The sequence below is a fragment of the Streptomyces sp. NPDC059900 genome (assembly GCF_050270335.1).
In the GTDB taxonomy this organism is placed as follows: domain Bacteria; phylum Actinomycetota; class Actinomycetes; order Streptomycetales; family Streptomycetaceae; genus Streptomyces.
The window spans coordinates 1-19035 of sequence record NZ_JBNNJZ010000119.1; the positions used below are offsets into that span (position 1 = coordinate 1).

The following is a 19035-nucleotide window of genomic DNA, read 5'->3' on the forward strand; positions in this document are numbered from 1 at the left end:
CGTTTTCCGTGAGCGACGATCGTGACGGTTCCGCGGGCCGCACCACGCTGTGGATCGGCATGTAGTAGATCGACTCGGTGCGGACGTTCGCACCCGGCTTCGGGGCGTGGATCATCTTGCCGTCGCCGATGTAGATCCCGACGTGGCTGATGTCGTCGTAGAAGAAGACCAGGTCACCAGGCTTGGCGTCGGCCGTCTTCACGGTCGTGCCGACCTTCACCTGGTCCCACGTCGTACGCGGCAGGGAGATCCCCGCGGCCTTCCACGCGTCCTGGGTGAGCCCGGAGCAGTCGTACGAGTCGGGGCCGGTGGCACCCCACACGTACGGCTTGCCGATCTGGGCCTCCGCGAAGTTGATGACCTTCGCGGCCTTCGTCGCGTAAGCGCCGTCCGTGCCGCCGGAGCCCGTGCCGGAGCCGGAGCCGGTGTCGGAACCGGAGCCCGAGTCGGGGGTCTCCTTGTTCTTCTCGCGCTCCTTGGCGGCGGCCTCTTCAGCCGCCTTGCGCTTGGCCTCCGCCTCGGCCTCCTGCTTGCGGGCCAGCTCGGCGGCCTTGCGCTTGGCCGCCTCTTCCTTCTTCTTCTCGATCGCCGCGAGCCGCGCCTTCTCCTCGGCCGTCAGCTCCGAGAGCAGCGTGCGCGCCTTGCCCAGCTTCTCCTGGACGTCCTGCTTGCTCGTCTTGAGGTCGTCCCGCGAGTCGCTCAGCGTCTGAAGGCTCTTGGCGGCCTTCGTGCGCTGCTTCGTCGCGGCGGCCTGCTTCGTCTGGTAGTCGTCGACCGCCTTCTTCTGGCGCGCGGTCAGCCGGTCCGACAGATGGTTCTGGTCGAAGTACCCCTGCGGGTCGTCGGCCAGCATCATCGTGGCGGTCTCGGAGACGGCGCCGGTGCGGTACTGCGCAGCGGCGAACGAGCCCAGCTCCTGGCGGGCCTCGTTCAGCTTGTCGGTGCGCTCGGCCACGTCGTCGAGCAGGGTGTCGACCTTCTTGCGCTGCTTGTCGGTGCGCTCCTTGGCCGAGTTGTACTTCTGTGTGGCCACGCCCGCCTGGTGGTAGAGGTCGTCCACCTTCTTCTGGACCTCTTCGAGGCTGGGCTTCTGCGGTGCGGACGGTGCCGCCTGCGCGCTCTGTGACAGCAGGGCCACGGAGGTGAGGGCCGCCGTCGTGATGCCGAGGGCGGGAGTGGCGCGTAGGGCGGCAATGCGGGTCCGCGGCTTGCGGTGCGACGCCAAGGGAGGCGACTCCTTCCGTAGACCGCCTACCGGGTTAGCTGTCGGGTTCGGGCGGGTGGTTCCGGAAGGTTGCCCTACAGTCCCGTACTGCGTACGGGACCGATTCACCCCAAGTTCATCGTGGGTCCCCGGCTCCGAGGAGATCGAACTCGGCGGAGGCCACACGTTACCGGCGGGGTTCGCCGGTGGGAGTACGAGCAGCCCGCGCAGCACGCTAGCCAACTCGTGTGGTCCGTGTGAAGGTTGATGTTCGATATGCCCGATACATTTTCGTTACTTTACGAAGCTCTTGACGCGGGCACGTCGCGCCTAAGCGGAGAGTAATCGTCCGCGGGCAGGGCGTAGGCTGAGTGACGTGGCCGGAACCCGGGGCGGGTTGTCAGTGGGGCCGCCTAGACTCGGGAGGCGATGAGCAGCCTCTTTGATGACAGCTTCCTGGCGGACCTCAAGCCCTCGCGGGCTTCGGAGGAAGAGCCCCCGCCACCGCCCGAGGACAGCGCTCCGGAATCCATTCCGGATGATCTGTTCGACGGGAAGTTCGACGCGCCCGCACCGCGCGACGCGCACTACCGCGGCGGCGCCCCGCGCCCCGTGATCGACCCGGCGGCCCTCCTCGACGGTCTCAACGAGAACCAGCGCGCGGCCGTCGTGCACGCGGACTCCCCGCTGCTCATCGTCGCGGGCGCGGGCTCCGGCAAGACCCGGGTCCTCACGCACCGCATCGCGCACCTCCTGGCCGAGCGGCACGTGCACCCGGGCCAGATCCTGGCGATCACGTTCACGAACAAGGCCGCCGGCGAGATGAAGGAGCGCGTCGAGCAGCTCGTCGGCCCGCGGGCCAACGCGATGTGGGTGTCGACCTTCCACAGCGCGTGCGTCCGCATCCTGCGCCGCGAGTCGAAGAAGCTCGGCTTCACGTCCTCCTTCTCGATCTACGACGCCGCGGACTCCAAGCGCCTGATGGCACTGGTCTGCCGTGACCTGGACATCGACCCGAAGAAGTTCCCGCCGAAGTCCTTCAGCGCCAAGATCTCGAACTTGAAGAACGAGCTGATCGACGAGGAGACCTTCGCAGGTCAGGCCGCCGACGGCTTCGAGAAGACGCTTGCCCAGGCATACGCGATGTACCAGTCGCGGCTGCGCGAGGCGAACGCCCTCGACTTCGACGACCTGATCATGACGACGGTCCACATGTTCCGCGCGTTCCCGGACGTCGCCGAGCACTACCGCCGCCGCTTCCGGCACGTGATGGTCGACGAGTACCAGGACACCAACCACGCCCAGTACGCCCTGGTGCGAGAGTTGGTCGGTCCTTCCGGGGGAGAGGGGGACGACCCGGCCGAGTTGTGTGTCGTGGGTGACGCCGACCAGTCGATCTACGCCTTCCGCGGCGCCACCATCCGCAACATCCTCCAGTTCGAGGAGGACTACCCGGACGCGACGACGATCCTCCTGGAGCAGAACTACCGCTCCACGCAGACGATCCTGACCGCCGCCAACGCCGTCATCGAGCGCAACGAAAGCCGCCGCCCCAAGAACCTGTGGACCAACGCGGGCGCGGGTGCGGGCATCATCGGCTATGTCGCCGACACCGAACACGACGAGGCGCAGTTCGTCGCCGACGAGATCGACCGGCTCACCGACGCGGGCGACGCGAAGGCCGGTGACGTCGCGATCTTCTACCGGACGAACGCGCAGTCCCGTGTCTTCGAAGAGATCTTCATCCGCGTCGGCCTGCCCTACAAGGTCGTCGGTGGCGTGCGCTTCTACGAGCGCAAGGAAGTCCGGGACGTCCTCGCGTATCTGCGCGTGCTCGCCAACCCGGAGGACTCCGTCCCGCTGCGGCGCATTCTCAACGTACCCAAGAGGGGCATCGGCGACCGCGCCGAGGCGATGATCGACGCGCTCTCGCAGCGCGAGAAGATCTCCTTCCCGCAGGCGCTGAAGCGCGTCGACGAGGCGTACGGGATGGCGGCCCGCTCGGCGAACGCCGTCAAGCGTTTCAACACGCTGATGGAGGAGCTGCGGACCATCGTCGAGTCCGGCGCGGGCCCTGCCGTCGTCCTGGAGGCCGTGCTCGAACGGACCGGGTATCTCGCCGAGCTCCAGGCCTCGACCGACCCGCAGGACGAGACGCGCATCGAGAACCTCCAGGAACTCGCCGCCGTGGCCCTGGAGTTCGAACAGGACAGCGGTGCGGGCGGCGAGGCCGGTGCAGCCGGTGAGAGCGGCGAAGGCGGAGGGGAGACCGAGGGCGCAGAGGACGCGGGCGCGGGCACCGGTGCTTCGGGCACGCTCTCCGAGTTCCTGGAGCGGGTCGCGCTCGTCGCCGACTCGGACCAGATCCCCGACGAGGAGGACGACGGCTCCGGGGTCATCACACTGATGACGCTGCACACCGCCAAGGGCCTGGAGTTCCCGGTCGTCTTCCTGACCGGCATGGAGGACGGCGTCTTCCCGCACATGCGCTCCCTCGGCCAGGTCAAGGAGCTCGAGGAAGAGCGCCGCCTTGCGTACGTGGGCATCACGCGCGCGCGGGAGCGGCTCTACCTGACGCGGTCCTCGATGCGCAGCGCCTGGGGACAGCCTTCGTACAACCCGCCCTCGCGGTTCCTGGAGGAGATCCCGGAGGCGCACCTGGACTGGAAGCGGACGGGTTCCGTCGGCGCACCGGCATCCTCGGGGCCCGCAGCGGGAATCGCCTCCTCCTTGTCGTCGTCGCGCTCGCGCACCGGGGGCGCGCAGGGCTTCGCCACGCGCCGCGCCACGGAGAAGCCGGTGGTCGCACTGTCGGTGGGGGACCGGGTCACGCACGACCAGTTCGGCCTCGGGACCGTGGTCGGGGTGAAGGGCACGGGCGCGAACGCCGAGGCGACGGTGGACTTCGGAGAGCCGAAGCCGAAGCGGCTGCTGCTGCGGTACGCGCCGGTGGAGAAGCTGTAACGCGCGCGGCGGCGGCCGGAGTTACGTCGGGTCGAGGCCGTGGCTGCGCAGCCACGGCAGCGGGTCGATCGCCGAGCCGCCGCCGGGACGCACCTCGAAGTGCAGGTGCGGACCCGTGGAGTTGCCGGAGTTCCCGGAGAACGCGATGGGGTCGCCGGCCTTGACCGGGCCGCTGGAAACCTTGTGCGTGGAGAGGTGGCAGTACCACGTCTCCGTGCCGTCCTTGGCGGTCACGATCGCCATGTTGCCGTAGGCGCTGTTCCACTTCGTGGAGACGGTGCCGTCGGTGGCGGCGAGCACCTCGGTGCCGTACGACACCGGGAAGTCGATTCCGGAGTGCGCGGACATCCAGTTGATGCCGGCCTGGCCGTAGTACGCGCTCAGGCCGTGCTGCTTGACCGGCAGCGCGAACTTGGGGCGCAGGCGCTCCTTGCGCGCGGCTTCCTCGGCGGCCTTCTTCTCGGCGGCGACCTTCTCCGCCTTGAGGTCGATGCGCTCCTGGGTGCGGCTCGCGCGGTCGGCGAAGTCACCGGCGTCCGCGGAGAGGTTGGCCAGCTGCGTGTCGAGCTTGTTGTTGGCGGCGGAGGGCTGCACGGACGCGGGGTCCGGAGCGGAAGCCGCCTGCGCCTCCTTCTCGCCGCCGCCGCCGAAGTCACCCACGGAAGCGGCGGCGATACCCGCGACGCCCATCACGCAGGCGGACGGCACGGCGACGGTGAAGAGCGCGGAGCGCTTGGCGGGCGAGCGGCGGCGGGCCCGCGAGCGGGTGCCGTGCGAGCGGTCCGTGACCGGCGGCCCGTCGTCACCGGCAAGGCCGACCAGGCTCGGCTCGACCGGGCCGAGCGAATCGGCGGGAGCCTCGTCGGGCGTGAACTCGTGCTCGGCGGGAACCGGTTGGGCGTAGGCCTCGGGGGAGTGCTCCCCGGCGGGGTAGGGCTCGGTTGCGTAGGACCCGGTGTCGTAGGGCGAATGCTCGTACGTTTCAGCAGCCTCGTACGTGTCCGGCGCTCCGGGCGTGTCCCCGGCTTCGTACGTCCCGAGTGCGTCCTGCGTACCGAGTGAGTCGTGCGTCCCGAGAGCATCGAGCGTCTCGGGGGTGCCGAACGCCTCATGCGTCCCGGTGGCACCGGCCCCGTACGTCATGTCCTGGCCGCCGGAGTTCCACGCGGTCGCGTCGTACGCGCCGGTGTCGAAGGCCTGCGTCTCCCACTGGCCGGTCTGCTGCGGCTGGTTCCAGGCGGTGGCGTCCCACTGGCCGCTGGTGTCGGGGCCGGACTGGGCCGGGATGTCGGCGGAGAGGTGCTGGTAGCCGCCGGTGGACCACATCGCCGTGGTGTCGTAGCTGCCGGTCTCGTACCCGCCCGTGTCGTACGCGGCCCGGTGCTGCGCGGCGTACGGGTCGTAGTTCAGCGTCTGCTGCGTGCCCGTCGTGGCCCACTGGCCGGTGTCGTACGAGCTGCCGGGCATGTCGCCGAAGAGCGGGTCGGACGCGAAGCTCCCGGTGTCGGGACCGGCCGTCGCATAGCTGCCCGTGGTGTCGAAGCTTCCGGTGGAGAAGCCGTCGTATCCGGCATAGGCGCCCTGCGGGGTGCTCTGCTGGTCATACGCCGCGTAGGGCGCATAGTCGGCGGGTGCCGAGGCCGGGGGTGTCGAGCTCCCCGACGGGTGACGGTCGTTCACCAACTTCTCTTTCGCCTCGGCAGCAGGGGGCAGAGCAGTGCGGCGACTGTACCCGGCGGTATGCGGGCGCGACAATCTTCGTCAGGTTTCACGCTCTCAGGAAACGGGCATTCGGCCGTCTTTCGGCGGACTGCGGGCACAGCTTTGGCCCTGCGTTCGAAGTCCGTTCGACAAATTCGCTGCTCCGCGAGGTGCGGAACTGCCCCTCAGGCCACCGTCAGTCCGTTCTCGGCACCCGTCGCGGGGGTCCCCGGGGCAGGCAGGTCGAGGGCCTGGCGGATTCCGGCGGCGACCGCGGGGTGCACCGGCAGGGCGAGATGACCGATACCGGAGACACGTACGTTCTGCGCGATCAGGTCGGGATGGTTGACGCAGGCCGTTTCGAGGGGAGCCATCAGCTGGTCCAGGTCGCTCCAGAAGCTCACGAAACGCGTCCTGCAGTCCGGCGCGGGCTCGCGCAGCTCCTCGATCACGTCCGAGCCGGGGCGCATCTGGCGCACGATGGGGTGCGCGTCGGCCAGCGGCACGACCCGCGTTCCCTCATGTGGGGTACCGAGGGTGACCAGCGTGCGCACGCGTGCGTCGCCGCCCAGGCGCTGCGCGTAGTAGCGGGCTATCAGGCCGCCGAGGCTGTGTCCGACGATGTCGACCTGGTGATGGCCCGTGCGCTCGCAGATCTCCTCTATGTGGCGGCCGAGCAACTCGGCGGCAGTGCGGATGTCGCACGTGAGAGGGGAGTAGTTCAGGGACTCCACGTGCTGGCCGCCGTGCTGGGCCAGGGAGCGGCGCAGCAGGACGAAGACCGAGCGGTTGTCGATGAAGCCGTGCAGCAGGACGACCGGCGGGCGGCTCTCCGCGGGGAGCCGGGGGGCGTCGGGCGGCGGCAGTTCGGCGGCGATCCGGCGTTCCTGGACGATGCCCGACGGGTAAAGAAGGAGGTGGCCGGCGAGGATCGCCACCTCGAGTGCGGTCGCTTTCAGCAGAGCCATGGAGAGCCCCGCCAGTCTGGCGGGCGAGAGCAGGCACGGCGGACGAAAGGGCAGGACCCTCGTGATGGTCATGGTCGACCTCCCGGTCGGCACGCGAGAGGACGGCTCTGTCCCCCGTGTGCCCGTAGCGGGGAGGCGTGGCAGAGGCCGTACGGCGGTGCGTGGTCAGCGCCGGTGGCGCCCTGCATACCGGCGCGATCGCCGATGTGCCGCGTCACCACGGCGCGCAGCGGACGGCGCGGTGGCACGGCGACCTCGTTGCGGCTCCCCTTGCGCCGTCCCGGGGGCGGTCCGTGGACCGCTGGATACGGGAGTGGCGCGCAGCGAACGTGTCCCATCGTGTGATTTCCCCCTCGCTCCACACCGTGAAACTGCCGGGTGCGAGATGCTGGAGATAACGTTCGTTCACTTCCCCGGCCGGTGCGGCACGGGATGCCAGTGCTCGGACAGATGGATATCGGTACATGGAGGCAGTGATGGGTGTGGCAGCCGGTCCGATCCGCGTGGTGGTGGCCAAGCCGGGTCTCGACGGTCATGATCGCGGGGCCAAGGTGATCGCTAGGGCACTGCGTGACGCGGGTATGGAGGTCATCTACACCGGCCTGCATCAGACGCCCGAGCAGGTGGTGGACACCGCGATCCAGGAGGACGCCGACGCGATCGGTCTGTCCATCCTCTCCGGTGCGCACAACACGCTGTTCGCGCGGGTGATCGAGCTCCTCAAGGAGCGTGACGCGGAGGACATCAAGGTCTTCGGCGGCGGCATCATCCCCGAGGCGGACATCCCGCCGCTCAAGGAGAAGGGCGTCGCGGAGATCTTCACTCCCGGTGCGACGACGGCATCGATCGTGGACTGGGTACGGGCGAACGTCCGTCAGCCCGCGGGCGCCTGACAGCCACCCCCTCGCGGCGGGGTCGTCCGGCCTCCCGGGCTCCGGGGCACAGGCGTCGGGCCTTGCCGGCGTTCCCCGCTCCGGGGCGGTGGTGTCCGGCCGTCCCGGCTCAGGCGTGACGCCGTCCGGCTTCCGCTGCTCCGAGCCTTGAGCCGGGGTGAGGGATGGGGGCTGCCTACGCCTCGCGGAGGGGGCGAAGGCGGGGCCGTCGGCGGGCGCGGCCGGGCGCCTCTGCTCCTCGGTGGGCTTGCCTGAGTTGCCTAAGATGACGGCACCTCCCGGTCTTCCGGCGCCAAGCCCGGTCGCCCCGGCCCCGCGCCCAGCTCCGCCCGCATCGCCGCGCGCAGACGCAACGTACTGACCAGGCGCTGGAACGCCTCCGACCAGTACCCGCCCGCGCCCGGCGACGCGTCCTCCGGTTCGTCCGGTATCGCCGTCAGCACATCGAGACGTACCGCCTCCGCCGGGTCCAGGCAGCGCTCGGCGAGGCCCATCACCCCACTGAAGCTCCAGGGGTAACTCCCGGCGTCCCGCGCGATGTTCAGGGCGTCGACCACGGCCCGGCCCAGCGGCTCCGACCAGGGCAGCGCGCACACGCCGAGCAGCTGGAACGCCTCCGAGAGGCCGTGCGTCGCGATGAACCCCGCGACCCAGTCGGCCCGCTCCACGGCCGGCAGCGCGGCGAGGAGCTTCGCGCGCTCGGCGAGCGACGCCGCGCCCGGACCCGCCGCATCAGGAGAGGCGGGGGGCCCGAGCAGCGCACGGGACCAGACCGCGTCACGCTGCCGCACGGCCGCGCGGCACCACGCCGCGTGCAACTCGCTCTGCCAGTCGTCGGCCACGGGCAGCGCCACGATCTCGGCGGGTGTCCGGCCGCCGAGCCGCTCCGGCCAGGTGCCGAGCGGAGCGGCCTCCACCAGCTGGCCCAGCCACCAGGACCGTGCGCCGCGCCCGGCGGGCGGTTTCGTGATGACGCCGTCGCGCTCCATGCCGGCGTCGCACTCGTGCGGCGCCTCGACCGTGAGCGTCGGCAGGCTCTTCGTGCCCTGCGCATGGTCTATGGCCACGCAGGAAGCCGCGCGGTCGGCCATCCGGGCGGCGAGGGCCGACGCGGGGAGCGCGGAGAGGAGCTCGGCCGCCGTGGCGCGGACGTTACGGCTGCGGTCGGTGAGGGCCTGCTCCAGGAACGGCTCGTCCGAGTCGCACAGTTGCGTGCGCAGGGAGTCGAGGAACATCAGACGGTCCTCGGCCCGCTCCGTGCTCCAGGTGGCGGCGAGCAGATCCCGCGCCGCCGCCGGGTCATGGGCCCGCACCGCGCCGAGCAGCGCGACGCGTTCGGCGAAGAGGCCCTCCTCCCAGAGCTGTTTGACCTGTGCCTTCTCCTCCGGGGCCGGCAACGCGACCCCGCCGCCCGGAGCGGAGCGGAGCGCGAACTTCCAGTCCGGGTTGAGCCGCGCGAGCCACAGGGCCCGCGGTCCTGCGAAGGCGAGGGCCTGCGGCCGGAGGTCGGTGCGTCCACGGGCCGCGTTCAGCAGGGCCGGGAGCAGTTCGGGCGGGGCCGCGAAGCCGCGGTCGTTGGCCAGCGCCAGCCACTGGGGAAGCAATTCCATCAGGTCGGGCACCGCGCCCCGGCGTCCTCCGCTGCCCGCGCCGGGGTGATCGGTGAGCAGGGTGGCGAGCCTGCGCCGGGCCGTGGGCGGCACCGGGGGCCTGGGGTCGTCCGCGGCGGGCTCGGGAGGCGTGGCGGCGGTCGCGGGGCGAAGTCCGGCTCTGCGCCGCAGGGTCTGCACGGCTGCCGCGTCCAGCAGGGCGGTCGGTGCGTCCTTGTCCCCGGTCCGTACGGGGGGTGTGCGGCGGTCGGTGCCGAGGAGCGCGGCGGTGACCAGGTCTTCCCAGGGGGTGACGGTCGCTTCGGTGAGTGCGGTGGTGCCGGTCATGTGGACTCCTCTCTCGGGCGGATCTCCCGGTTCGCGGGCGAACCTCCCGGTTCTCGGACGGATTCGGGCTCACGGGTGATCCCGGTCTTCCGGTCGATCCCGGTTCTCCGGTCGGTCCCGGTGCTCCGGTGGGCGCCGGTTCTCCGGTGGATCCCGGTTCCTCGGTGGGGCCCGGTCCTTCGCCGGGACCCGGTCCTCGGGCGGGCCTCTCGGTCTTTCGTGTGGATCTGCCGTCCTGGATCTGCCGGAGAACGTCGCGGTGCACTTGTGGTGCCGTCAGCGGGTGCTGTGGTGCTGGTGCTGTCGCGGTGCTTCGCCCGGCCCTGCGCCGCGCTGTGCGGACCAGGCTCCGCGCATACGCGCCAGAGCTCTCCGAGCGCACATCGGTGACCACAGGGCAGTGGCGGTGCGACGGCGGTGAGGCGTGGTGCTCAGCACAGGGGCACCGCCTCTCCCACTCCGCGCGGCCAGGCCGTCAGAGGGGTGAAGCCCTCGTGGCCACACTCACCGAAGACCGTCACGGGAGCGCCTCCGGAGAGTGACACCAGCCGCCACAGGCCCGCTCGAGCCGCCGCGGAAGGGGTGATGGGCAGGGCCATACCGCCTTCCGCATCCGCCAGTTGCCAGCCGTCCGACGCGGGGCCCTGGAGCGGGGTCGGTATCACCTCGCCCAGGGTCACCGGCCAGTAATCCAGCCAGGGGTCCTCCCGCAGTACCTTGCCGTAGAGATGCGTGGCCTGTTCCGTTCGTACGCCCGGCGGACGGGCCGTCGTCGGTGCCGGAGCACCGAACTGCTCGCCCAGATCGGCCCGCAGCTGCCCGGCGCCCGGATACGCGGTCAGCTCGGCGTCCAGCGCGAGGCCGACCGGCAGCGCGAGCGCGGGTGCGCGGCCCGCGGCCCCGTACGACAGGAGCAGGGCCGTCCGCCTCGACTCCGCGCCGTACAGCCATATCCGGCGGGTGGTGAGCTTGCTGTCCGCCGTGTCGTACTGCGCGAGCACCAGCCAGTGGTCCCGCACCGGCCCGCCCGCCGCCGACGCGGGCAGGCCTACGCGGGAGCGGACCGTGGCCGCCAGGGCCTCCGGCAGCTGCTCGCGGCGCAGCCAGCCCTGGTCGAGGAGGTGGAGGAGCGCGCACTCCTCCAGCATCCGCACCGGCCAGCCCGGCCCGGAGGAGGGAATCGCCCCCAACTCCCGCACTCTCGCCGCAAGGCCGGGCGCCTGCGCGTCGACCATGCGGGCCGCCGTCTCTTCCCACAGCCCGTACCCCGTCTGCTCGGCGGAGGCCATGCCGCCGCGCAGCAGGTCGGAGAGGCGCTGCTCCAGCTCCGTCACCCCCGCCGTGACCCGCTCGGCCCGCCGCTGTGCCCTGCGGCGCGCGGCTTCGGGATCAGCGGGCGGCGAACCGGGCGCCGCGTCCGGACTCCGCTTCGTCTCCGCTCTTTTGCGACGCCCCGTCAGCCACTCCTGTGCCCAGGCCGGCGGCTGCCCGTCCGGCACCGCACCGACCGTCCCGTCCTCGCCCGCCCAGAGCAGCAGCAGTCCGAGCGCGTGCTTGCACGGGAACTTGCGGCTCGGGCAACTGCATTTGTACGCCGGTCCCGCGGCGCCGGCGATGTCCGCTATGTCGACGACCGTCTGATACGGCTTGCTGCCACTTCCCTTGCACAGGCCCCACACCGTCCCCTCGCCCGAACTGCCCGCCTCCGACCATGGGCCGGCGACGCCGAGTTTGCTTCCCGCCTTGCGTGACGGGGCGTCAGGTGCCAATGCAAGGACCTGATCCGCCGTCCAGCGCACCCCCTGCTGAGTCATGTAATCGAAGGTAGATCCCGCCACTGACAATCGGCCCCGCGCTCGAAGTCTTCGCAGTTCAGCGGCGTGCGAAGGTCGATTGTCAGTGGCGTGGTGCACGGTTGGAATCACATCCGGGCCAGATGCGCTCGGACGAGTTGGAGGGGGATCGCTCCATGACCGTGTCCGTCGACTCGACGACCTCGACGACCGAGAACCAGCCCGCGCCCGAATCCACATCCACACCCGTATCCGCACCCTTGTCCGCGTCGGTTCCCGCGGGTGAGGCGGAGGCGCTGCGACCGCACGCCGAGCACGCTTTCGCCGCCGAACTGGCCGCGCTCGCCGCACAGGACGACCGGCCCCGGCCTGCCCGCTGGCGGCTCTCGCCATGGGCGGTCGCGACCTATCTGCTCGGCGGAACGCTGCCCGACGGGACGGTGATCTCGCCGAAGTACGTGGGCCCGCGCCGCATCGTCGAGGTCGCCGTCACTACCCTCGCCACGGACCGCGCCCTGCTCCTGCTCGGCGTGCCGGGCACCGCGAAGACCTGGGTGTCCGAGCATCTGGCGGCCGCCGTCAGCGGAGACTCGACGCTGCTCGTGCAGGGCACGGCAGGGACGCCGGAGGAGGCCATCCGGTACGGCTGGAACTACGCGCAGCTGCTCGCGCACGGACCCAGCCGCGACGCGCTCGTGCCCAGCCCCGTCATGCGGGCCATGGCCGACGGCATGACGGCACGGGTCGAGGAGCTGACCCGCATCCCCGCCGACGTGCAGGACACACTGATCACGATCCTGTCGGAAAAGACCCTGCCCATACCAGAGTTGGGCCAGGAGGTGCAGGCGGTCCGCGGCTTCAACCTGATCGCCACGGCCAACAACCGCGACCGCGGGGTCAATGACCTGTCGAGCGCGCTGCGCCGCCGCTTCAACACGGTGGTGCTGCCGCTGCCGGAGAGCGCCGACGCCGAGGTCGACATCGTCTCGCGCCGCGTGGACCAGATCGGGCGCTCGCTCGATCTGCCCGCAGGGCCAGAGGGGATCGACGAGATACGCCGCGTCGTCACCGTCTTCCGCGAGCTGCGGGACGGAGTCACGGCCGACGGCCGTACGAAGGTCAAGTCGCCCAGCGGCACGCTCTCGACGGCCGAGGCGATCTCCGTGGTGACCAACGGCCTCGCTCTGGCCACCCACTTCGGGGACGGCGTGCTGCGGCCGGGGGATGTCGCCGCGGGCATCCTCGGCGCCGTCGTCCGTGACCCGGCGACGGACCGCGTGATCTGGCAGGAGTACCTGGAGGCGGTGGTCCGTGAGCGGGACGGCTGGAAGGACTTCTACCGCGCGTGCCGTGAGGTGAGCGCGTGACGGAGGCGGGCGTGACGGGTGCGGGTGCGGGAGTGACGATGGCTGGTTCGTGTGAGCGCGGGAGGGGCGGACATGGGCGACGAGGTACGGGGGACGACTCGGGCTGGCGAGGGGCCGCTGCTGCTCGGTGTGCGGCACCACGGGCCGGGGTCGGCGCGTGCGGTACGGGCCGCGCTTGAGGCAGGCCTGCCGCGCGTCGTGCTGATCGAGGGACCGCCGGAGGCCGACGCGCTGGTGGGTCTCGCGGCGGACGAGGCGATGCGGCCGCCGGTCGCGCTGCTCGCGCATGTGGTGGACGAACCGGGCAGGTCGGCGTTCTGGCCGCTGGCCGACTTCTCGCCGGAGTGGGTCGCCATCAGGTGGGCCGTGGACGCCGGGGTCCCGGTGCGGTTCATGGACCTTCCGGCGGCGCATTCGCTGGCGCAGGGAGAGACACAGGCGGAGGCAGAGGACGCCGTGGAGGGGGAGCCGGGTGAGCCCGGGGCTCCGGGGGACGCCGACGCGGTGCGGATCGATCCCCTCGCGGTGCTCGCGGAGACCGCCGGGTACGACGACCCCGAGCGGTGGTGGGAGGACGTCGTCGAGCACCGGGGCGGGGGCGGTGACGTGTTCGCGCCGTTCGACGCCCTCGGCGAGGCCATGGGGATGCTGCGGGAGGAGTACGGGACGGGCGGGCACGACCGTGACCTGGTGCGCGAGGCGTACATGCGGATCCAGGTGCGGGCGGCCCAGCGGGAGTTCGGGGCTGACGACGTCGCGGTCGTGTGCGGGGCATGGCATGTGCCGGCGCTGCGGCAGAAGGTGACCGTGGCGGCCGACCGGGCGCTGCTCAAGGGGCTGCCCAAGGTGAAGGTCGACATGACCTGGGTGCCCTGGACGCACCGCCGCCTTTCGCGGGCGAGCGGGTACGGAGCGGGGATCGCGTCCCCCGGCTGGTACGGGCATCTGTTCAGCGCGCCGGACCGTCCCGTCGAGCGCTGGCTGACCAAGGTCGCGCGACTCCTCCGGGACGAGGACAGGCTCGTGTCGTCCGCGCATGTCATCGAGGCGGTACGGCTCGCGGACACGCTCGCCGCGATGCGGGGGCGTCCGCTGCCGGGGCTGACCGAGACCACCGACGCGATCAGGGCGGTGATGTGCGAGGGCTCCGACGTACCGCTCTCCCTCGTGCACGACAAGCTCGTCGTCGGGGATGTTCTCGGGGAGGTGCCGGACTCCGCCCCTGCGGTGCCGTTGCAGCGCGATCTCACGCGGATCCAGCGGAAGCTGCGGCTCAAGCCCGAAGCTCTGGAGCGGGAGTTGGAGCTCGACCTGCGCAAGGAGACGGATGCGGCGCGCAGCCGGCTGCTGCACCGGCTCCGGCTGCTCGGGATCGGCTGGGGCGAGCCGGCCGTGTCGCGGGGGAGCACCGGTACGTTCCGCGAGACGTGGCGGCTGCGGTGGGAGCCGGAGCTTTCCGTGCGGGTGGCGGAGGCGGGCGTGTGGGGGACGACCGTGGTGGCGGCGGCCACCGCCCGGGCACAGTCCGATGCCATCGGTGCCGGTGCGCTTGCCGATGTCACGGCGCTGGCCGAGCGGTGCCTGCTGGCCGAGTTGCCGGACGCGTTGCCGGTGGTGATGCGGGTCCTGGCGGACCGGGCGGCGCTGGATGCGGACGTCGGGCATCTGGCGCAGGCGCTGCCCGCGCTGGTGCGGTCCCTTCGGTACGGGGACGTGCGGGGCACCGATACGGCCGCGCTCGGTGAGGTGGCCGTGGGGCTTGCCGAGCGGGTGTTCGTCGGGCTGCCACCGGCGTGCGCGGGGCTCGACCAGGACGCGGCCCTTGCGATGCGGGGGCATGTGGACGCGGTCCACCAGGCGGTGGGTCTGCTGGGGGAGTTGGGCGGGGCGGGGCCTGCGGATGCGGCTTCGGCTGCTGCACTGCCTTCAGCTGAGGGTGCGGGTGCGGCGGTGGCTGCGGGCGCGTCTGCGGAGGATGGGGCGACGGATCGTTCGGGGGCGGCGTCCCCGGTGGGTGCCGGTATGCGGGGCCGGTGGTACTCCGTGCTGAGGGTGCTGGGGGAGCGGGACAGCATCGCCGGGGTGGTGCGCGGGCGCTGCGTGCGGATTCTGCTGGACGGCGGGGAGTTGGCGGAGGGCGAGGCCGCCCGGTTCATGGGGCTCGCCCTGTCCCGGGGCACCGAACCGGCTGAGGCCGCCGCCTGGATCGAGGGGTTCGTGGGCGGTGGATCCGGGGGCGGCATGTTGCTCGTGCATGACGAGCGGCTGCTCGGCCTGGTCGACGACTGGTTGAGCGGCGTCCCCGACCGGGCGTTCACGGACGTGCTGCCTCTGCTGCGGCGCACGTTCTCGGCGTACGAACCGGGAGTGCGGAGGACTCTGGGCGAGCTGGTGAGGCGAGGGCCGGCGGCCGGGAGCGGTTCCTCGGCTCTCGCGGGCGGGATACCCGGCTTCGGTCCGGAACTCGACGCCGGGCGCGCGGATGCCGTTCTGCCGGTGCTGAGTCTGTTGCTCGGGGGTGAGATCGCAGTCGGGGGCGGAGTCGCGGGCGAGGCCGGTTCCGGGATCGGGGCCGGGCCGGGGCCCAGCGACGGCAGAGGTGACGGTAACGATCTTGTGGGGGTGGGCGGATGACGCCGGGCGAGGGTGACGTGGGCTGGGGAGTGGCAGGGGGCGCGACTGCGGGGTCTGCGGGGTCTGCTGGGTCCGCGGGGGAGCGGATGCGGCGGTGGCGGCTTGTGCTCGGTGGGGGTGCGGCCGATGGGACGGGGTGTGAGCTTGCCGGGCGGGATGCCGCGATGGACGGGGCGCTCGGGGCCCTGTACGGGGGAGGGGACGGAGGGAAGAAGGATCGGTCGCGGGACCGTTCGGCGGGGCTCGGGGCGTCCGCGCCGTCCGTTTCGCGCTGGCTCGGGGACATCCGGAAGTACTTCCCCTCGACCGTCGTGCAGGTCATGCAGCGTGACGCGATAGAACGCCTCGGGCTGTCCACGCTGCTCCTGGAGCCGGAGATGCTCGAGGCCGTGGAGGCCGACGTGCACCTGGTGGGTACCCTGCTCTCCCTCAACAAGGCCATGCCCGAGACCACCAAGGAGACCGCGCGGGCCGTCGTGCGCAAGGTCGTCGAGGACCTGGAGAAGCGGCTGGCCACGCGCACCCGCGCCACCCTCACCGGCGCGCTCGACCGCAGCGCCCGTGTCAGCAGGCCGCGCCACCACGACATCGACTGGAACCGCACGATCGCGGTCAACCTCAAGAACTACCTGCCGGAGTACCGGACGATCGTGCCCGAGCGGCTCGTGGGGTACGGGCGGGCGTCGCAGTCCGTGAAGAAGGAGGTCATCCTCTGCATCGACCAGTCGGGCTCGATGGCCGCGTCGGTCGTCTACGCCTCGGTGTTCGGCGCCGTGCTCGGTTCGATGCGCTCGCTCAACACGCGGCTCGTCGTCTTCGACACGAACGTCGTCGACCTCACCGATCAGCTCGACGACCCGGTTGACGTCCTGTTCGGCACACAGCTCGGAGGCGGGACCGACATCAACCGGGCGCTCGCCTACTGCCAGTCGCAGATCACCCGGCCCGCCGACACCATCGTCGTGCTCATCAGCGACCTCTACGAAGGGGGCATACGCGACGAGATGCTGAAGCGGGTCGCGGCGATGAAGGCGTCCGGGGTGCAGTTCGTGACGCTGCTCGCGCTCTCCGACGAGGGGACGCCCGCGTACGACCGGGAGCACGCGGCGGCGCTCGCGGCGCTGGACGCACCCGCCTTCGCCTGTACCCCGGACCTCTTCCCGGAGGTGATGGCGGCGGCGATCGAAAAACGCCCGCTTCCCATACCGGACATGAATACGCATCGGTAACAGGGGGCTTGCGCGAGGGCGGGCGGCCCGTGCGAGGATCAGCGGGCTCAACTTCCGGAGTGTCGCGCTCCGTGTCGCACCGTCCCAGCAGAGGAACCTCCTCGTCTTGACCCCCGCAGCCGTCGCTCTGCCCGATGCCGCTGTGCGCATGGTGCGCGCCGTGGCCGGGCGGCGTGCGCTGCAAGTGGTGCTGTTGCTCGCCGGGTTGCTCGCGCTCGGGTTCCTCTGTGGTGAGCGTGCGCATGCGGTGGACGGTGTGCCGGCTCCGAAGCGCGTGGAGTCGGCGCGGGCTGCGGGGGCCGAAGGCTCGGCACAGCCGGTGCGTGAGCGGGTGGCCGAGCCCGTGCGGGACGGTCGTGAAGCCGTGCGGGACGGTCGTGAGGCCGTGCGCGAGGCCGCGGTCGAGCCTGCGGCCGACGCCGTCGAGCCCGTGGCCCGGACCGCGCGGGGTGTGGTGGAGCCGGTCGTGGACGGGGTCACCGGAGTGGTCGAGGGCGCGCCCCAGCGGGTGTTGCCCGACGCGCCGGACCTGCCGGGCACGCCCGGTGTCCCCAGCGTCCCCGGAATCCCCGGCACGCCCGACCTGCCGCAGCCCGGCCCCGTCCCCGGCCCAGGCCATGGTGCGGGTGACGGTGACGAGGCGGGCGCGGGTGACGAGGCCCGGGCCCCTCATGCCGGGCAGGGTGAGGCGACGGCGCGGACGCACGAGGCGCGGGCCGAGTCCTCGTACGGCACCGGTACGGGCGTTGGTACCGGCACCGGCATCACGTGCTCAGCCGGTCAGCAGGCATGCGGCAGCGCGCCGTTGGGTGACGGCTCCTCTGACGACGCGCGCCGTACCGGACACGGGCCCGTCCCGTTCCCGTCCGTGCCCGGCGATCCGGGGCGGACGCTGGGCGGGCAGTCGGCCGGTGACGGGAGTTCGACGCGGCACGGCGATCCGTGTGCCGCCTCCTACGGCAGCCGTGCGCCGGTGCGGCTGCTGCACGGTGCCGGGGCCGCGCAGGTCTCCGCGACGGTCCGCGAGCGACACCGGGACATTCCCGAATTCCCTGGCTAGGGCAGCCCTTTCCCCGCGAAGACCTGCCGCGCGGGGGTGGCAAAGGTCTGCCCGCCGACCCTGACCCTGACGTATCCGGGTCGGATTCAAAGCCAGAGTCCGAAGGATCTGAAGCACGCATGAACAAGAACATCCGTCGTTCCATCGTCATAGCCGCCGGTGTCACGGGAGCCTGGGCCCTCGGGTCCGCCGCCGCCAGTGCGGACGAGCTGCCGCAGCACTCCATCGCCCTGCCGGACAACACGTCCGACGCGGTCGCCGATGTCACGGGAGACGTCGCCGACGTCACTGACACCGCCGATGTCGCTGACGTCCAGGGCGACGTCACCGACGTCCGGGGCAAGGCGAAGTCCGCCGCGGCCGACGCGAAGACCACCGTCACCGACGTCAGGGACAGCGCGAAGTCCACCGTCACCGAAGCGAAGGCCCCCGCCCCCAAGGCCCCCAAGGCCTCCAAGGTCGCCACCCCGAACATCACCACCCCGAACATCACCACCCCGAACATCACCACGGCAGACGTCACCACCCCCGAAGACTCCGTCGACTACCTCTTCGGGCCGCTCTCCGCCTTCGCCTCGGACCTCGACGACACCAAGGCGAGGGCCACTCCCATCGCCGACGAGACCGCCGAAGCCGTGCTGCCGCCCGTCGCCGCCACCGCCGTCGACGGGGTCGTGCCGGTCGCCGGGCAGGCGGTCGGGGACGTCTCCTACCTGGCGCAGGGTGTGGTCGGCGACGTGACGCCGTTCGCAGGCGGGGTCGTCGGCGAGGTCCCGCCGTTCGCGCAGAGTGTCGTCGCGGACGACGTGACGCCCTTCGCGGGCGGTGTCGTCGGTTCGGTCTCGCCGCTCGTGGAGACCGTCACCGACCAGGTGCGGCCCGTCGTGCGGGGAGTCGGCGGCAGCGCGGACGAGCTGGCGTACGGCGTAACGGGTGACGTCCAACCGTTCGCCGGTGGTGTCGTCGGTCAGGTCTCGCCCTTCGCGCAGGACCTGACCGGCACCGTCGCCCCCGACGCGCGGTCCCTCGCCGGGAACGCCGTCACGGGCGTCCACGGCGTGGCCGACTCGGTCACCCCGAGCTACCTGCCGACGTACGCCGGCTGACGTCTGAAGAGGCAGAGGGAGCCACAGGTCGTGCGGCGGCACGACCTGCGCCTCCACCAGCCGTAAGCAGCGCCTCCACCAGCCGTGAGCAGCGGCTGCACCAGCCCTGAGCAGCGTCCTCACCAGCCGTAACAGGAGCAAACGGGCGGTCCCTGACACCCCTGGTGACTGTTGTTCAT

12 protein-coding genes and 1 riboswitch are annotated in these 19035 nt (G+C 71.6%); of the genes, 7 read left to right on the forward strand and 5 right to left on the reverse strand.

Going from position 1 to position 19035, the window contains the following annotated elements; all coding sequences use genetic code 11:
• Positions 1-1225: NlpC/P60 family protein (locus ACQKIP_RS18285; RefSeq protein WP_427743452.1), on the reverse strand; the 1225-nt coding region annotated here is incomplete at its 3' end.
• An 8-nt stretch (positions 1226-1233) separates the two neighbouring features.
• Positions 1234-1390: riboswitch (cyclic di-AMP (ydaO/yuaA leader) on the reverse strand.
• A gap of 243 nt (positions 1391-1633) precedes the next feature.
• Here ACQKIP_RS18285 and pcrA point away from each other — a divergent pair.
• Positions 1634-4168, forward strand: a complete 2535-nt coding sequence (gene pcrA / locus ACQKIP_RS18290; protein ID WP_365862625.1) for a DNA helicase PcrA — start codon at positions 1634-1636, stop codon at positions 4166-4168.
• Positions 4169-4189: 21 nt separating this feature from the next.
• Here the strand turns inward: pcrA and ACQKIP_RS18295 are convergent, their stop codons facing one another.
• On the reverse strand, positions 4190-5848 hold the full coding sequence (locus ACQKIP_RS18295; protein WP_365862623.1) for a M23 family metallopeptidase: 1659 nt from the start codon (positions 5846-5848) through the stop codon (positions 4190-4192).
• 206 nt (positions 5849-6054) lie between these two features.
• On the reverse strand, positions 6055-6909 hold the full coding sequence (locus ACQKIP_RS18300; protein ID WP_365862621.1) for a lipase family alpha/beta hydrolase: 855 nt from the start codon (positions 6907-6909) through the stop codon (positions 6055-6057).
• 404 nt (positions 6910-7313) lie between these two features.
• On the opposite strand from ACQKIP_RS18300, the gene ACQKIP_RS18305 reads away from it, so the two are divergent.
• Positions 7314-7730: a cobalamin B12-binding domain-containing protein gene (locus ACQKIP_RS18305; RefSeq protein WP_361182230.1), complete on the forward strand. Its 417-nt coding sequence runs from the start codon at positions 7314-7316 to the stop codon at positions 7728-7730.
• A 260-nt stretch (positions 7731-7990) separates the two neighbouring features.
• Here the strand turns inward: ACQKIP_RS18305 and ACQKIP_RS18310 are convergent, their stop codons facing one another.
• Positions 7991-9667 (reverse strand): DUF5691 domain-containing protein, encoded by a 1677-nt coding sequence (locus tag ACQKIP_RS18310; RefSeq protein ID WP_365862620.1) that lies wholly within the window; start codon positions 9665-9667, stop codon positions 7991-7993.
• 431 nt (positions 9668-10098) lie between these two features.
• On the reverse strand, positions 10099-11481 hold the full coding sequence (locus tag ACQKIP_RS18315) for an SWIM zinc finger family protein (RefSeq protein ID WP_365862618.1): 1383 nt from the start codon (positions 11479-11481) through the stop codon (positions 10099-10101).
• 155 nt (positions 11482-11636) lie between these two features.
• Here ACQKIP_RS18315 and ACQKIP_RS18320 point away from each other — a divergent pair, with 155 nt between their 5' ends.
• From ACQKIP_RS18320 to ACQKIP_RS18340, 5 genes are all read left to right on the forward strand, one after another.
• Positions 11637-12827, forward strand: a complete 1191-nt coding sequence (locus ACQKIP_RS18320) for an ATP-binding protein (protein WP_365862616.1) — start codon at positions 11637-11639, stop codon at positions 12825-12827.
• A gap of 72 nt (positions 12828-12899) precedes the next feature.
• Positions 12900-15461 carry a DUF5682 family protein gene (locus ACQKIP_RS18325; protein WP_365862615.1) on the forward strand — a complete coding sequence of 854 codons (2562 nt, stop codon included), beginning with the start codon at positions 12900-12902 and terminating at the stop codon, positions 15459-15461.
• Positions 15462-15547: 86 nt separating this feature from the next.
• A complete protein-coding gene (locus ACQKIP_RS18330) occupies positions 15548-16690 on the forward strand; it encodes a VWA domain-containing protein (RefSeq protein ID WP_365862614.1) in 1143 nt (380 codons plus the stop codon).
• Between the two features lie 106 nt (positions 16691-16796).
• Positions 16797-17750 carry a hypothetical protein gene (locus ACQKIP_RS18335; RefSeq protein ID WP_365862613.1) on the forward strand — a complete coding sequence of 318 codons (954 nt, stop codon included), beginning with the start codon at positions 16797-16799 and terminating at the stop codon, positions 17748-17750.
• Between the two features lie 119 nt (positions 17751-17869).
• Positions 17870-18856, forward strand: a complete 987-nt coding sequence (locus ACQKIP_RS18340) for a hypothetical protein (RefSeq protein WP_365862611.1) — start codon at positions 17870-17872, stop codon at positions 18854-18856.
• Positions 18857-19035: the final 179 nt, after the last annotated feature.

Coding starts and splice junctions, on each gene's coding strand:
- pcrA (WP_365862625.1), top strand. CDS start 1,634: ATGAGCAGCCTCTTTGATGACAGCTTCCTGGCGGACCTCAAGCCCTCG.
- ACQKIP_RS18300 (WP_365862621.1), bottom strand. CDS start 6,909: ATGACCATCACGAGGGTCCTGCCCTTTCGTCCGCCGTGCCTGCTCTCG.
- ACQKIP_RS18340 (WP_365862611.1), top strand. CDS start 17,870: ATGAACAAGAACATCCGTCGTTCCATCGTCATAGCCGCCGGTGTCACG.
- ACQKIP_RS18315 (WP_365862618.1), bottom strand. CDS start 11,481: ATGACTCAGCAGGGGGTGCGCTGGACGGCGGATCAGGTCCTTGCATTG.
- ACQKIP_RS18325 (WP_365862615.1), top strand. CDS start 12,900: ATGGGCGACGAGGTACGGGGGACGACTCGGGCTGGCGAGGGGCCGCTG.
- ACQKIP_RS18330 (WP_365862614.1), top strand. CDS start 15,548: ATGCGGCGGTGGCGGCTTGTGCTCGGTGGGGGTGCGGCCGATGGGACG.
- ACQKIP_RS18310 (WP_365862620.1), bottom strand. CDS start 9,667: ATGACCGGCACCACCGCACTCACCGAAGCGACCGTCACCCCCTGGGAA.
- ACQKIP_RS18320 (WP_365862616.1), top strand. CDS start 11,637: ATGACCGTGTCCGTCGACTCGACGACCTCGACGACCGAGAACCAGCCC.
- ACQKIP_RS18305 (WP_361182230.1), top strand. CDS start 7,314: ATGGGTGTGGCAGCCGGTCCGATCCGCGTGGTGGTGGCCAAGCCGGGT.